General features: G+C 49.6%; 12 protein-coding genes and 1 tRNA gene. 7 read left to right on the top strand and 6 right to left on the bottom strand.

Annotated features, from left to right (window positions below; all coding sequences use genetic code 11):
- Nucleotides 1-126 precede the first annotated feature (126 nt).
- The 4 genes from mutY to OGV50_RS01545 all read left to right on the top strand — a co-directional run bounded on the left by mutY (nt 127) and on the right by OGV50_RS01545 (nt 4,131).
- Nucleotides 127-1,179 carry an A/G-specific adenine glycosylase gene (gene mutY, locus OGV50_RS01560; RefSeq protein WP_071257998.1) on the top strand — a complete coding sequence of 351 codons (1,053 nt, stop codon included), beginning with the start codon at nt 127-129 and terminating at the stop codon, nt 1,177-1,179.
- 28 nt (nt 1,180-1,207) lie between these two features.
- Nucleotides 1,208-1,483: an oxidative damage protection protein gene (locus OGV50_RS01555; protein WP_012135077.1), complete on the top strand. Its 276-nt coding sequence runs from the start codon at nt 1,208-1,210 to the stop codon at nt 1,481-1,483.
- 97 nt (nt 1,484-1,580) lie between these two features.
- The gene (gene mltC, locus OGV50_RS01550; RefSeq protein WP_110493834.1) at nt 1,581-2,663 is read left to right on the top strand and encodes a membrane-bound lytic murein transglycosylase MltC; all 1,083 of its coding nucleotides are present in this window, start codon (nt 1,581-1,583) and stop codon (nt 2,661-2,663) included.
- Between the two features lie 211 nt (nt 2,664-2,874).
- A complete protein-coding gene (locus tag OGV50_RS01545) occupies nt 2,875-4,131 on the top strand; it encodes a nucleoside permease (RefSeq protein WP_049010794.1) in 1,257 nt (418 codons plus the stop codon).
- 72 nt (nt 4,132-4,203) lie between these two features.
- Here the strand turns inward: OGV50_RS01545 and OGV50_RS01540 are convergent, their stop codons facing one another.
- On the bottom strand, nt 4,204-6,339 hold the full coding sequence (locus OGV50_RS01540) for an ornithine decarboxylase (protein WP_286488252.1): 2,136 nt from the start codon (nt 6,337-6,339) through the stop codon (nt 4,204-4,206).
- A 427-nt stretch (nt 6,340-6,766) separates the two neighbouring features.
- Between OGV50_RS01540 and OGV50_RS01535 the strand changes: the two genes are divergently transcribed.
- The 3 genes from OGV50_RS01535 to uilS all read left to right on the top strand — a co-directional run bounded on the left by OGV50_RS01535 (nt 6,767) and on the right by uilS (nt 9,396).
- Nucleotides 6,767-7,474 (top strand): DUF554 domain-containing protein, encoded by a 708-nt coding sequence (locus OGV50_RS01535; protein WP_286488251.1) that lies wholly within the window; start codon nt 6,767-6,769, stop codon nt 7,472-7,474.
- A gap of 105 nt (nt 7,475-7,579) precedes the next feature.
- Nucleotides 7,580-7,655, top strand: a tRNA-Phe gene (locus OGV50_RS01530).
- 880 nt (nt 7,656-8,535) lie between these two features.
- Nucleotides 8,536-9,396, top strand: coding sequence for a UilS family quorum-quenching N-acyl-homoserine lactonase (uilS, locus tag OGV50_RS01525; RefSeq protein ID WP_286488250.1), 861 nt, complete (start codon nt 8,536-8,538; stop codon nt 9,394-9,396).
- 145 nt (nt 9,397-9,541) lie between these two features.
- Here the strand turns inward: uilS and OGV50_RS01520 are convergent, their stop codons facing one another.
- From OGV50_RS01520 to OGV50_RS01500, 5 genes are all read right to left on the bottom strand, one after another.
- Nucleotides 9,542-10,249 carry a hypothetical protein gene (locus tag OGV50_RS01520; RefSeq protein ID WP_152692413.1) on the bottom strand — a complete coding sequence of 236 codons (708 nt, stop codon included), beginning with the start codon at nt 10,247-10,249 and terminating at the stop codon, nt 9,542-9,544.
- Nucleotides 10,250-10,406: 157 nt separating this feature from the next.
- Nucleotides 10,407-10,940 carry a fimbrial protein gene (locus OGV50_RS01515; protein WP_049007949.1) on the bottom strand — a complete coding sequence of 178 codons (534 nt, stop codon included), beginning with the start codon at nt 10,938-10,940 and terminating at the stop codon, nt 10,407-10,409.
- Between the two features lie 20 nt (nt 10,941-10,960).
- Nucleotides 10,961-13,552, bottom strand: coding sequence for a fimbria/pilus outer membrane usher protein (locus tag OGV50_RS01510; protein WP_286488249.1), 2,592 nt, complete (start codon nt 13,550-13,552; stop codon nt 10,961-10,963).
- Between the two features lie 37 nt (nt 13,553-13,589).
- On the bottom strand, nt 13,590-14,291 hold the full coding sequence (locus OGV50_RS01505; RefSeq protein WP_161800003.1) for a fimbria/pilus periplasmic chaperone: 702 nt from the start codon (nt 14,289-14,291) through the stop codon (nt 13,590-13,592).
- A 61-nt stretch (nt 14,292-14,352) separates the two neighbouring features.
- Nucleotides 14,353-14,880, bottom strand: coding sequence for a fimbrial protein (locus OGV50_RS01500; protein ID WP_012135104.1), 528 nt, complete (start codon nt 14,878-14,880; stop codon nt 14,353-14,355).
- Nucleotides 14,881-15,070 lie beyond the last annotated feature (190 nt).

Here is a 15,070-nt window from a genome sequence, read left to right as displayed (position 1 = left end):
CGGGCATTATCCAAAGTTAGTTGCCGGATGCAAGTAAAGGAAGAGAGTGATCACAGGAAAGTTCCGGTTTACACCTCGTTGCCTCTGTGCTGCAATCTTGCCCCCAGCAATTTTAAAGCGGTGACCATGCAAGCGTCTCAATTTTCGGCTCAGGTTTTGGGCTGGTACGATAAATACGGGCGGAAAACCCTGCCCTGGCAAATTGACAAGACGCCCTACAAAGTATGGCTCTCGGAAGTGATGTTGCAACAGACGCAGGTTGCGACAGTTATCCCCTATTTCGAACGTTTTATGTCGCACTTTCCAACGGTGACGGATTTAGCCAACGCGCCGCTGGATGAGGTTCTGCATTTGTGGACGGGCCTCGGCTACTACGCCCGCGCGCGCAATCTGCATAAGGCGGCGCAACAGGTGGCGACGCTGCACGGCGGCCGGTTCCCGGAAACGTTCGACGAGGTCGCCGCCCTGCCCGGCGTAGGCCGCTCCACCGCCGGCGCGGTTCTCTCGCTCTCTTTGGATAAACATTTTCCGATTCTCGACGGCAATGTTAAACGCGTGCTGGCACGCTGCTATGCTGTCAGCGGCTGGCCGGGGAAAAAAGAGGTTGAGAAACGGCTGTGGGATCTGAGCGAGCAGGTTACGCCTGCCAACGGCGTGGCGCGTTTTAACCAGGCGATGATGGATTTAGGCGCTATGGTGTGTACGCGCTCCAGGCCGAAATGTTCGCTGTGCCCGCTCCAGAATGGCTGCGTTGCCGCCGCGAACGAGAGCTGGTCGCTGTACCCCGGCAAGAAGCCAAAACAGACGCTGCCGGAGCGTACAGGCTATTTTTTGCTGTTGCAGCATAATGACGACGTGTTTCTGGCGCAGCGTCCGCCGAGCGGCTTATGGGGCGGATTATACTGTTTTCCTCAGTTTGAAGATGAAGATGGCTTGCGTCAGTGGCTGGCGCAACGGCATATTCAGGCCGATAATCTCAGTCAACTTAATGCTTTTCGCCACACGTTTAGCCATTTCCACTTAGATATTGTGCCTATGTGGCTTCCCGTGTCTTCATTCACCGAGTGCATGGATGAAGGCAACGCGCTCTGGTATAACTTAGCGCAACCGCCGTCGGTCGGACTGGCGGCCCCCGTGGAGCGTTTGTTACAGCAGTTACGTACCGGCGCGCCGGTTTGAGCACCCCGGTCGATAAAGAGGATTTTTTATGAGCAGAACCATTTTTTGTACTTTCCTGCAACGTGAAGCGGAAGGCCAGGATTTTCAGCTGTACCCGGGCGAACTGGGGAAACGCATCTACAACGAGATCTCTAAAGAAGCGTGGGCGCAGTGGCAGCATAAGCAAACCATGCTGATCAACGAAAAGAAACTCAACATGATGAACGTCGAGCACCGCAAACTGCTGGAGCAGGAGATGATCAACTTCCTGTTTGAAGGGAAAGACGTGCATATTGAAGGCTATACGCCGGAAGAGAAAAAATAAGCATCTCTTGCTGGCAATCTCGTAGGCCGGATAAGGTGCTTGCACCGCCATCCGGCAAAACGATACAACAACAAACACAACACGCACTCCCGGAATGATGAAAAAATTTTTCGCGCTTGCTCTTGTTGCGCCGTTGCTCATCTCCTGCTCCAGTTCGACCAAAAAAGGCGATACCTATAACGAAGCCTGGGTCAAGGATACCAACGGTTTTGATATTCTGATGGGGCAGTTTGCCCATAACATTGAGAATCTGTGGGGGTTCAAGGAAGTGTTGATCGCGGGTCCGAAGGACTACGTGAAGTACACTGACCAGTATCAGACCCGCAGCCACATCAACTTTGACGACGGTACGATCACCGTCGAAACCATTGCCGGAACAGAGCCCGCCGCGCACCTGCGTCGCGCGATCATCAAGACGCTGTTAATGGGCGACGATCCCGGCTCGGTCGACCTCTACTCCGACGTCGATGATATTCAGATCTCCAGAGAGCCGTTCCTGTATGGTCAGGTGGTCGATAATACCGGGCAACCCATTCGCTGGGAGGGACGCGCAACCAACTTCGCTGACTATCTGCTGAAAACGCGTCTTAAGAGTCGCAGTAACGGTCTGCGCATCATCTACAGCGTGACGATCAATCTGGTGCCAAACCACCTGGATAAACGTGCGCATAAATATGTTGGCATGGTTCGCCAGGCCGCACGCAAATACGGCGTCGATGAGTCGCTGATTCTGGCAATTATGCAAACCGAGTCCTCTTTCAACCCGTATGCGGTCAGCCGTTCCGACGCGCTGGGGCTGATGCAGGTGGTACAGCACACCGCCGGGAAGGACGTATTCCGTTCACAGGGGAAATCGGGCACGCCAGACCGCAGTTTCCTGTTCGATCCTGCCAGCAACATTGATACTGGCACCGCTTATCTGGCGATGCTCAACAATGTCTATTTAGGCGGCATTGATAATCCGACATCGCGTCGTTACGCGGTGATCACCGCTTATAACGGCGGTGCAGGCAGCGTGTTGCGCGTTTTCTCTAACGATAAGGTTCAAGCGGCAAACATCATCAACAGTATGTCCCCGGGCGATGTGTACCAGACATTAACCACGCGGCATCCTTCTGCGGAATCGCGTCGCTATCTGTATAAGGTCAATGCCACCCAGAAATCCTACCGTAGGAAGTAATCTCGCCGTTCCCGCCCCCGATCGCACTGGGGCGGGAAGGCCGAAAAGTGTTAACTCCATCACTCTTTTGCTTTGCAATTAGAAATTGTTTGCAAATATTTGTCACAGGTAACAAAAAATACCCTTTCCTCATTGATAGAATCACATCATATTGCAACGGCAAATGTGCCTTTTAAAACATCCATCCGCTATATGGTGTGAGGAAATTAACATGAATCTTAAGCTGCAGCTGAAAGTCCTCTCCTTTCTGCAGTTCTGCCTGTGGGGAAGCTGGCTTACCACCCTCGGCTCATATATGTTTGTCACCCTTAAATTCGACGGTGCATCCATCGGTGCTGTGTATAGCTCGCTGGGGATTGCCGCCGTCTTTATGCCCACGCTGTTAGGGATTGTGGCCGACAAGTGGTTGAGTGCGAAATGGGTATACGCCATTTGCCACGTCGTTGGCGCTGCAACATTGTTCATGGCTGCCGAAGTGACCACGCCAGGCGCCATGTTCTTTGTGATCTTGCTTAACTCGCTGGCCTATATGCCAACGTTAGGGTTGATCAACACCATCTCCTACTACCGCCTGCAATCCGCAGGGATGGACATCGTCACCGACTTCCCGCCTATTCGTATCTGGGGCACCATCGGCTTTATTATGGCGATGTGGGGCGTAAGCTTCTCTGGCTTTGAACTGAGCCATATGCAGCTGTACATCGGCGCGGCGCTTTCCGTCATTCTGGTACTGTTTACGCTTACGCTGCCGCACATTCCGGTTGCCAGACAGCAGAAGAACCAGAGCTGGACTTCAATGCTGGGGCTGGATGCTTTCGCGCTGTTCAAAAACAAACGCATGGCGATTTTCTTTATCTTCTCCATGATGCTGGGCGCCGAGCTGCAAATTACCAATATGTTCGGTAACACCTTCCTGCACAGCTTTGATAAAGATCCGCTGTTCGCCAGCAGCTTTATCGTGCAGCATGCCTCGGTCATGATGTCGATTTCGCAAATTTCCGAGACGCTGTTCATTCTGACCATTCCGTTCTTCTTAAGCCGTTACGGTATTAAGAACGTCATGCTGATCAGTATCGTGGCCTGGATGCTGCGCTTTGGCCTGTTCGCTTATGGCGACCCAACGCCGTTCGGTACCGTGCTGCTGGTTCTGTCGATGATTGTTTACGGCTGCGCCTTCGACTTCTTCAACATCTCCGGTTCGGTGTTTGTGGAAAAAGAGGTACGCCCTGAAATCCGCGCCAGTGCGCAGGGCATGTTCCTGATGATGACTAACGGCTTCGGTTGTATCCTTGGCGGCGTCGTGAGCGGTAAAGTGGTGGAACACTACACCCTGAACGGGATTACCGACTGGCAGACCGTGTGGCTGATTTTCGCAGGCTACTCTCTGGTTCTGGCCTTTGCGTTCGTGGCGCTGTTTAAATACAAACACGTTCGCGTTCCGGCAGGCGCGCAGACTATCGCGCATTAATCTTTACGCCGGATGGCGCTAATGCTTATCCGGCCTACAAGGGAGTCGCCCCGTAGGCCGGATAACGCGAACTTATTTTAGCACATAGCCATACAGCCGTTTAATCCCATCGGCATCAGTTTCGCTGTAAACTCCCTGCAACTCAGGCGAGAAGCCGGGTAGCAAATTGACGCCCTCTTCCAGCGCCAGGAAGTAGCGCTGCACCGCCCCACCCCACACTTCGCCCGGCACGACGCACAGCACACCCGGTGGATATGGCAGCGCGCCTTCTGCCGCGATACGCCCTTCAGCGTCACGAATACGCACTAACTCAACATCGCCGCGAATAAAAGCGCTATTGGCATCCTGCGGATTCATCGCCACCGCAGGCAGGCTCTCTTTGCGGAACATCGCTTTTTGCAGATCTTTCACGTCAAAACTGACGTACAGATCGTGCATCTCCTGGCATAACTGGCGCAGGGTGTAGTCGCGGTAACGTACCGGATATTTGTTAAAGATGGTCGGCAGCACATCCGCCAGCGGCGTGTCGTCTTCGATATGTTGTTCGAACTGGGCCAGCATCGCCACCAGTTGCGCCATTTTGGCTTCGCTTTCGGCAGGCGTCAGCAGGAACAAAATCGAGTTGAGATCGCACTTTTCCGGCACGATGCCGTTCTCACGCAGATAGTGCGCCAGAATGGTGGCCGGGATACCAAAGTCGGTATAGCGCCCGGTTTCAGCATCAATGCCCGGTGTGGTCAGCAGCAGTTTGCACGGATCGACAAAATACTGATCCTCCGCATAGCCTGCAAAGCCATGCCATTTCGCCCCGGGTTCAAAACTGAAGAAGCGTCGATCGCTGGCAATCAGTGCCGTTGGATGATCCTGCCACGGTTTACCGTCCACAAGCGGCGGAATGAATGGCTGAAGCAGTTTGCAGCGGGCGAGTATCGCCTTGCGCGCCTCAATGCCCAGCGCCACGCACTCTGCCCACAGGCGGCGACCGCTCTCCCCTTCATGGATTTTGGCATTGACATCCAGCGCAGCAAACAACGGGTAGAACGGACTGGTGGAAGCATGCAGCATAAAGGCGTTATTCAGGCGCTTGTGCGGGCAAAAACGCGCCTGACCGCGAATGTGGTTGTCCTTTTTGTGAATCTGCGAGGTTTGCGAGAAACCAGCCTGCTGCTTGTGTACCGACTGCGTAACAAAAATTCCCGGATCGTTTTCGTTCAGTTCCAGCAGCAGCGGCGAGCCGTCCGCCATCATCGGAATAAATTGTTCATACCCGACCCAGGCGGAGTCAAACAGGATGTAATCACACAGACTGCCGATTTTGTCGATGACCTGACGGGCGTTGTAGATCGTGCCGTCATACGTCCCCAGTTGAATGACGGCCAGACGAAACGGGCGCGGCCGATCGGCTTTCTGCGGGGCGACCTCGCGGATCTGCTCACGCAGGTATGCCTCGTCAAAACAGTGCTCATCAATGCCGCCGATAAAACCAAACGGGTTGCGCGCGGCTTCGAGATAGACCGGCGTGGCGCCCGCCTGAATCAACGCCCCGTGGTGGTTTGATTTATGGTTGTTACGATCGAACAGCACCAGATCGCCGCGCGTCAGCAGCGCGTTGGTCACAACTTTATTCGCCGCCGAGGTGCCATTCAGCACGAAATACGTTTTATCCGCATGAAAGACTTTCGCCGCAAACTTCTGCGCATGCTTGGCCGATCCCTCATGAATGAGCAGATCCCCCAGCTTTACGTCGGCGTTGCACATATCCGCCCGAAAGAGGTTTTCGCCGAAGAAGTCATAAAAATGCCGACCGGCCGGGTGTTTTCTGAAAAACTCACCGTGCTGATGGCCCGGGCAGGCAAAGGTGCTGTTACCCATATCGACATACTGGGTCAGCGTGTCATAAAACGGCGGCAGCAGATTCTCTTCATAACGGCAGGCGGCCGATTCCAGTTCCAGCCAGTCCTGCGCGTTGCCGCTTATCACCGCCTCAACACCGGCAGGCGCATCAACATGATCGTCAGAGAGAATAAACACCGGCAACTGAAAACCGGTGCGTTTAAGCAATGCCAGGATGCCGCTGCGACTATCCGCAACGGTAATGACGACTGCCGCGACATCAGTAAAGTCAGTGCCGTCCAGCGCCACCACATGGCGGTGGGTAGACAGGCGGGAGACCAGTTCACCACTGGCGGCAATATTCATTGATTTCATAAGCGCAAAAACCCGTTTCGGGAGAATAGAAGTCCCGGGCAAGGTAACATTACCCTGCCCCACGAAATGTTGGGTCAAACTGGTCACCAGCTCCGACCGCCAGACATCAGTAAAAGCAGACAGCCTCTGATCTTACTGTTGTCCCGCAGTGAGCGTGCGCTGCCCTCACCGCATGGTGAGAGAATGAAGGGAGATCAAAGAAAGGGGCAATCGTCGCGCAGAAAGGCGAAGTTGAAGGCGATGTAAGGGTAATATGGTCATCCCAGGCTGCCCCGTACAAACAGGAGAAAATTCGCGCAATCATGGCACCTTTCCCCTGGGGGCGCAAGATCAAATCCCGGACATACGCGCCACCAACAAACGCGCATAATGCGTGATATTCAGGGCATAATAATGCAATCAGATAAAACAAATAGCAGGAGCGACTGTGGTAATCGGGCCTTTTATTAACGCCAGCGCCGTTTTAGCTGGAGGCGTGCTTGGCGCGCTTCTCAGCCAGCGTTTACCGGAACGGATTCGTGTCTCAATGACCTCTATTTTCGGGCTGGCATCGCTGGGGATCGGTATTTTACTGGTCATAAAATGCGCCAACCTTCCGGTGATGGTTCTGGCGACAATCATCGGCGCGCTTATCGGCGAGTTTTGTTACCTGGAAAAAGGCATCAACACGACGGTGACGAAAGCGCAGCAACTGATTAAAAAACCGGGGAAGAAAGCCGTCCACGACACCTTTATTCAGAACTATGTCGCCATTATTGTTCTTTTTTGCGCCAGCGGAACCGGTATTTTCGGCGCGATGCATGAAGGCATGACCGGCGACCCGAGCATTCTCATCGCAAAATCGTTTCTCGATTTCTTCACAGCTATGATCTTCGCCTGCTCGCTGGGAGTCGCCGTCGCCGTTATTTCCGCCCCTATGTTGGTTATCCAGCTATTGCTCGCCACCTGCGCGGCCTTAATTTTACCGCTCACCACCCCGGCGATGATGGCAGATTTTAGTGCCGTAGGCGGATTACTGCTGCTGGCGACCGGTCTACGTATTTGCGGAATCAAGATGTTTGCGGTGGTCAATATGCTCCCCGCCCTGCTCCTGGCGATGCCGCTTTCCGCCGCGTGGACCGCGTTTTTTGCCTGAAAATGCGTGCAATACCAACAATCTGGTGATAGATTGTGCAGTCTGCATGGATTTGAAGAAATTTCGTTGACGAAACGAAGCGAATCGGTTTTAATGCGCCCCGTTGCCCGGATAGCTCAGTCGGTAGAGCAGGGGATTGAAAATCCCCGTGTCCTTGGTTCGATTCCGAGTCCGGGCACCACTTCTTCAGAGCCTGTTCGTTAAGAGATGAGATCCTTAACGGGCAAGACAGTAGTCCCCAGACGGCATGATGATGGTACTTGTTTACCGCATCAGTTGAACACGGGACTTAAATCCAGAGGATGGTACGAACACCCTCTGGATTTATCATTATCCGCATTTTTACTGCACGAACGCATCTACCTTCAGATCCTCCTCCATCAATCTTTTGTAACACCCCCCCATTTTTTCTGTTTTTAATTTCATTAACTTAGATTTAATTTAAGATTCATCTTATGCCACATCCAGCTCCGCCAGCATGTCCCTGACCTTATCCAGATTGCTTTCAACATACTCCAACTGCCGTTCTCCGAAGAAAACACCGGCGTGATAAACTGTAAACGCAACGATGTCGTCAGGATTTATACATCCACGGTACGCACGGGAAAGTTCAAGCTCCCTGCCTACCAGAAGTAACGTTTTAGCATTGTCAATGAATCAGAAAAATCACTCGGCCAGAAGCGTACGAAGAATGCTTGCCGTACAACCGACTGCCCCCCGAGCTGGCCGCTCTGCATGCACAGAAGGAACTGCCTGCTGACACGCGGAGATATAATGTCATCCCGTAACCGCCATGTTAATTAACCTGGTTTAAACTTTAAAATAAAGCGACCGCCAATTCCCTATTCTTAACTGTACAAAGATATTTTCTTAAAACTTTATTACAACATAACAAATTGATTAATAATGAGAAATAAAGTATCTTTTTTGTCGAATTACTTTCCAGGGAAATATCTGCTTTATATGTACATCTATTTCAGATTATTTTTACTTTATTAAAAAGTTACTTCCCTGACATTTGTTTCCAACGTTATTATTAGCTTAATAAGGTGCATATTTGTATGGAAATATCAACACACACGCTTTCTGACGGTATCGTTCTGACACATCGCTCCCCTTCAGGCAGTACAAAAAATCCAGTGATTATTTTATGTCACGGCTTCTGTGGCATCAGGGAAATTCTGTTACCTGAGTTCGCCGAAGCCTTTACCCGTGCAGGGTTTTCCACGATCACATTTGACTATCGTGGGTTTGGCGACAGCGACGGTGAACGTGGCCGTCTGGTTCCCTCAATGCAAATTGCCGATATCCTTTCCGTTATTAACTGGGCAAGGGAACAACCCGGTCTTGATGGCGAAAGAATCGGTCTCTGGGGAACATCGTTTGGTGGATGCCACGTCTTTGGTGCCGCAGCCCGGGATTCGGGGATCAAGTGTATTGTCAGTCAGCTTGCCTTTGCAGATGGCGAGGTTATCGTCACCGGTCATATGAATGAAGCAGAGAAAGAGGCGTTTATTGCAACCCTCGACAAAATGTCAGAGAAGCAAAAGAACACCGGAAAAGAGATGCTTGTCGGAGTTACCCGTGTATTAAACGATGCAGAGTCAAAGGCCTTTTTTGAGGAAAACCGGGCACAGTATCCGAAGATGGACATCAAAATACCATTCCTTACGGTGAAGGAAACGCTCCAGTACAAACCCGCACTGAATGCCGCACAGGTGAGCTGCCCCACGCTGATTGTTATTGCCGGTAAAGATACCGTTAATCCTCCCGAACAGGGACGGGCATTGTTTGATGCTGTCGGTGCAAAAGAGAAAAAACTGTATGAAGAGAATGAAGCCCGACATTACGACATTTATAGCGGGGAACACTTCAGACAGGTAATCTGCATTCAGACTGAATGGTTCAGAAACTATCTGTAGTATCTTGACCAGACATACAATTTGCGTTTTGGGAGGGCTCAAAATGGACGGTGAACTGCAATAGGGATATATGTGTCGCGTAAACTCGCCCTCCTGTTGTTGCAGCCCCAAAACCAGTATTCACTAACGAATACTGGTGATACAGTTAAGGGCAATCTAATGTCAGTTTATATGTCGAAGACGCGCCATCGACACCAGGTTTAGATATGTAGCCATATTTTAATTCACCACCGCCGCCTTCGGTTGTGTTTTTCCCCCCTGCACTAACAATAGGCTGGTCATTTAAATACCACTCAAGATCGTCCCCCTCAATTTTTTCTATTGAAATCAGTCCGTCCCCATCCCCCTCAACAGTTCCGATACTTGTCAATTCCCACCACGTTTCTTTCAGGTTCTGATTCTGGGGAGAGATTATAGCAACTGTTGAAGTTTGTCGTGATTCTAAAATCGTTTGACCTATATGCTTTAATTCCGTATTGTCCTCGGCATCGTAAGTAAATGCGCGTACCACGAGGGACATCAATACAGTGTCCCAATCATACATTTGCGTAATTTCAGCCAGACTCGGGTTCCATGGTGTAAATGTTTCAGTATTCATATCGCATGCAGGATATGCATGTTTACCGAAAGATATTCCACTGGCTATATCGATGAGTCGTAATTCAACATATCTGCCATCATCATTACGTTGAATACAAAAATTTCTTATTTCGTTTGGGTTCGTTTCTAATGATGTAATCAGTTCATGCACTTTCAACGCAGCTATCGAATCAGGATAACTACATTGGATCGATATACTGGCATTAACCACGAATGAAAACATGGAGGTTAGCAGGATGGAAATACGTAACATAATTGCACTCATCTGTTCTCGAATAATCTTTTGCACACAAAAAACAACTGGCGTTAATAAACTTACGTTTTCAGAGAAGTCAGAATCAATATTATTAACGAATAAAAATATTTAGATATATTCATTGCTGTTGACTTTTCTGAAACCGGAATATATGTCAGTCATAATCAAATGTCAGGTTCACCCAGGCTGTGAATGTACCAGCGCCTACGCTTTCGGGTTTTATCGCCACATATCCGGCTATAAAAGTATAGCTAGTTTCCTCGCCTACGGGCTCAGGAATGAGTGAAACACGGGAGGTACCATCAGGTAACAGAATATTACTGTTGGTGTCCATTAGACGTAATGCCACATTACTGGCACCTCCAATATTCTTGAATGCACTGATATCGACATCATCCGGGTCCCCTGATGGCACAATATTCACTTTACTGACGTTCGTGCCGCAATTTATACCAACAGAAAAAGACTTCAGACCCTGTATCGGTTTACGCTTAAAGGAATTCGCGAAGATATCATCAAACAACACCGTCTGTACCTCATTCGTAAACTTACAGGTCGATGCAGGCCATCTGCGGACAATTTTTATACTCTCTGACGCGGTTGTTGCAGCCACCGCAGCGGATAAATCCATTATGGTGATCATACCCGCGATGATATAGAACGCACCAAACGTCCCTCTGACTTTCATTACAAAATTTTCCTGTTAATTCATCGACATATTCCGTCAACGCGGGCAACGGGTGAGGCGAGTAACTTTTCAGTCAAATGATAGCTGACCGCACATGCCTGATTCACATCTTTACTCCAGCTCACCTGAACTTCACCACTTTCAGGCATTCCAGACAGATAAACCTGCCCGTCATCGCCGACCAAACCACTTGTGCTGCCCCCTGTGACAACAGAACCAAAAGGAAGTGGTTTGCCATTACGTGTCAGCGTAAATAATATGCGATAGCCACGGCGGACATTAAAATCAACACGAACCACTGCCCCCTTTGTCGGGATTATTCTGGCTGTACCGGCATCAACAATATCCGTGTGATCGTCCAGTGATTTACTGTCAACAGAAACACGGTTTTCGCGGTAGGATGTAGTGTAGGGCTTGATGGTATAGCCTCTCCAGTCTGTTCTGACACCCGGTTCGTTCTGAATACTGACGCCCTGCACACCACCGGAGGAAATAAGCACAGCTGTTTCACCGGATGGTTGTCCGATCGTCAGCCCGTTGCGATGCAGGATTGCACCACCGGACATGCTATAACTAAACTGCTGAAAATCATTTCCGTAGCTGTATCCTATACCGGTATTACCGTATGTCCCCCTATAGGCCAGGCTGGCGTTACCAGAACCATTCCGTTGACCACTCAGGTTCTGTGATACGCTCCAGTTGAGGTTGTTTTCTTCGAGCAGCGTGCCACTCAGCCCTGCCATCTGGCTGTTCCGGCCTTTCCCATCACGACTCCCGTAAAACGAAGCATATGTGTTGTTATTCCCGGAGTCAGGTGAAAGTAATCTTCCCAGTGGAAGCGAAAGAGACAGCCCTATCGTACGGTCAGTCCAGGAAGGCACAGCAGCATTCTTCTGGCGGGTATACCCGTAGTTTATTGAATAATTAACAGAACCAACCGTGCCGCTGTATCCAATCTGAACAGAATCACGGCTCTGGTTACTCTTCCAGTAAGTCTGCCTGACACCAGACAACCACACTGAGCCATAGCGCCATACTGGCTGGGATATACTGGCTTCAAAACGGGCACGTTTGCTGTTGGTCAGGTCGTAATAATCAGAGTGGGTATCCGTTACCGGCCGACCATACCGATCCAGTTCGTCATGGTCATACAGACGTCCTCTCATCTTCCTGAGTGCTGTTTCTTCCAGAGTATGGAAACCTTTTGTCGAGTACCGATATCCCGTCAGACGAAGTCGGGTGCCTGTATCATTAAATATACGTGAATATAAAAAACGCACTGACTGACCGCGATAATCCTTTCCATTTGCGAGAGTGCTGTTGGCATGTGTTATATCGACGGAAAGCGCCCCCGGCCGTCCCATATCAATACCTGCACCGGACTGAACGGCCAAGTAATCCGGTGAATACTGTGCACCACCATAAAACGTTGTACCTCCCGGGCCGCCCCACACCAGTGTTCCTTGCATAAACAATGGATCACCATACCGGCTACGCATGCCACGAAAACGTGCCAGCGTCAGACCATACTTCATCCGACCTTTGCGAAGCAAAATGGGCATAGAGGTGTACGGAACGGTGAATACATTCACTTTTCCATTTGCCTCACTGACAGTGATACTGAGATCCCCACTGGCCGCCATCGGATTCAGATCATTAATCTCAAACGGTCCGGGTGGAACCGTGGCTTTATAAATGACATAACCATTCTGGCTGATGGTAACGTCAGCGTTATCGTCAGCCATCCCCCGAACAACAGGGGCAAACCCTCTCATCGAGTCAGGATACATATTGTCGTCTATTGTCAGTTGCCCCCCTCTGAAGCGAAGAGAATCAAAAATATCGCCTGATGTTGTACCTTCCCCGATTAACAACGCACTTTTAATCGAAACCAGTGGTCTTTCCACATAGGAATTTATACGCTGCCATTGCTGACGGCGACCATACCGACTTTCGTAATAGGTCCACGTATGAAAATCTCTCAGTCGCCACGCACCAACATTCAGTCCACTGTTGAGACTCAGAAAGTAGTTTTTGTCATTTTCCGAACGGGTAAAACGGTTGCTGCCGCTGAAATTGTAGTTCAGCAGAGCAGCGTTAATACCGTCATCCCAGAAAACCGGATCTATGTAACCTCTGGAAGTGTTTCGCACATACAATTGCGGGATACTGATATCGAGTCGCATCCCTGCGAAGTTAAATTTATAAAATGCACCAGAGATCTGTTTAGCCAGCAATATACAATTACTATTTTGCTGTCCATTCATATCTGGAAAAAGTTCAGTTCTGACTCCGATAATGCCTAAGTCCCCTGATGTCAGGCAGGGGAAAAGTCCTGTTTTATCTTTCACGCCTGCCTCAGACATGGAATTAGCAGGTAAAGAATTAAATTCAACTGTTTTTCGGTTGATAAATGAGCCATTCAAATAAATATCAACCTCATATGTTCCAGGCAATTGTGTCCCGTCCGCGCTGAAGTTCGATATATCCGCAATGGAACCATTACTGATATTCAGCAACTCCTTTGGGAAAATCATTTCGGCAGCAGTTTGTTTCAGGAAAAGAAAAAACGATACCGGAATAAATATTGCTATCGTTCTGAATAAATACATTACACGATGCCCTGTAAGTCAACAGCCAGTACGCAAATTATTTTATTTCGCCAGTCAATTCATTGGACATTCCACCGTGATCATTTATGACCTTATAGGTCAGTACCGAGGTATGTGTGGGTGAGGGAAATGTTTCATGCCCCATAGGAGGAACCATGACGTTCTTTGAGACTACTTTTCCGTTTACTGTTATCTTCACCATTGTTATGTAATACGGTGTCGGATTACTGACTGTAATCTCTGAACCATTGCGACTAAAATTCAGCTCAGAAGGCGCTTTTTCAACGGGCGGCAGTAGTCCATCCGGGCGCACAAACAATTTTATTCGTATTGCTGTGGCCAGCATCAGTACATTCCGTTCTTTCACTTCATCTTTATTAACGGCTGGTATGGCTTTTACTGTCAGGCGATAAAGCGACTCTCTGTCAGTGGGCAACGTTCCTCCCAGAAACATCAGTCTCAGGGCATTTTCATCCCCTGGGTTGCTGACAAAAAGTGGAGGCGTCAGGATGAAGTCACGGTTTTTCCCACCGGAAGCATCTTCCACCCATGACTGAATCATATATCGTTCCAGCTCTGAGGTGTTGCGAACCGTAATATTGGACTGTTTCTGATTCAGAGGGTAAATAATTCGGGTCTGATTCAACACTATCCCACCAGCGTATGATAATGCTGGCATAATCATACCTGCGAACAACAGGATAGCCGTTATAAATACATTCGGTACCAACAGGAACATAATCATACTCCTTCACCTCCCTCTCTCCTCCTCTCCCAGGAGAGGGGGAAGTGAAATTTTTTTATTCGTAATTCAGAGTAAAGTTTGCAACCGCATTTGCTTCACCGGCCTGGGTTATTGCCAACGTTGAAATATAACGGGCGGAGAATGGCAGGACATTGTTACCCTCATCAAGAGGTTTTGCGCTGGATGCCTGGGAACCATTCAGTTTCAGTGGAGTGCCGTTCTCGAGGATCTGAATCCCCACACCTGTAGTGGCAAAACCAGATGTGTTCAGAGTCTCATCTTCGCCATCAGCCAGAACATCGCCGGAGAATGTTACGCTAGCCGACCCCGCGCTTTCCCCACAATTTTCCAGATCGATGGTGAAATCTTTAGGTGCAGTGGTACTGCCTGCCCCAGCAATAAATGCCGTCGTGGCTACGTCTCCAAGTTCAACAGCCTTACTACGGGAGCCGGAAGACAGTTCACAGGTTGCTTCAACGATATTGCCGGTGAACACAACCGAGCTGGTTTCCCCTTCAACGGCATGTGCAGAAGAAACCATAAATATTGCCGGGATAAAAATCGCAAATGTATTTATTTTCAAACGGTATTTCCTTTGTCCTTAGTGAATAGTAAATGTAATGTTATGCAGGCAATCATTCACCAACCGAGTAGCCCTTTCGATACATCGGTAAAAATAAAAAATTAACATTGCTAAGGAAGGTGCGAATAAGCAGGTCATTTCTTCCCAAGCTGACTCGCTGATTAAAATTTCGCGGATCTGGGCCGATTTT

The organism is Citrobacter sp. CK180 (assembly GCF_030333655.1).
In the GTDB taxonomy this organism is placed as follows: domain Bacteria; phylum Pseudomonadota; class Gammaproteobacteria; order Enterobacterales; family Enterobacteriaceae; genus Citrobacter_B; species Citrobacter_B koseri.
This window is presented reverse-complemented; position numbering and strand designations above follow the sequence as displayed.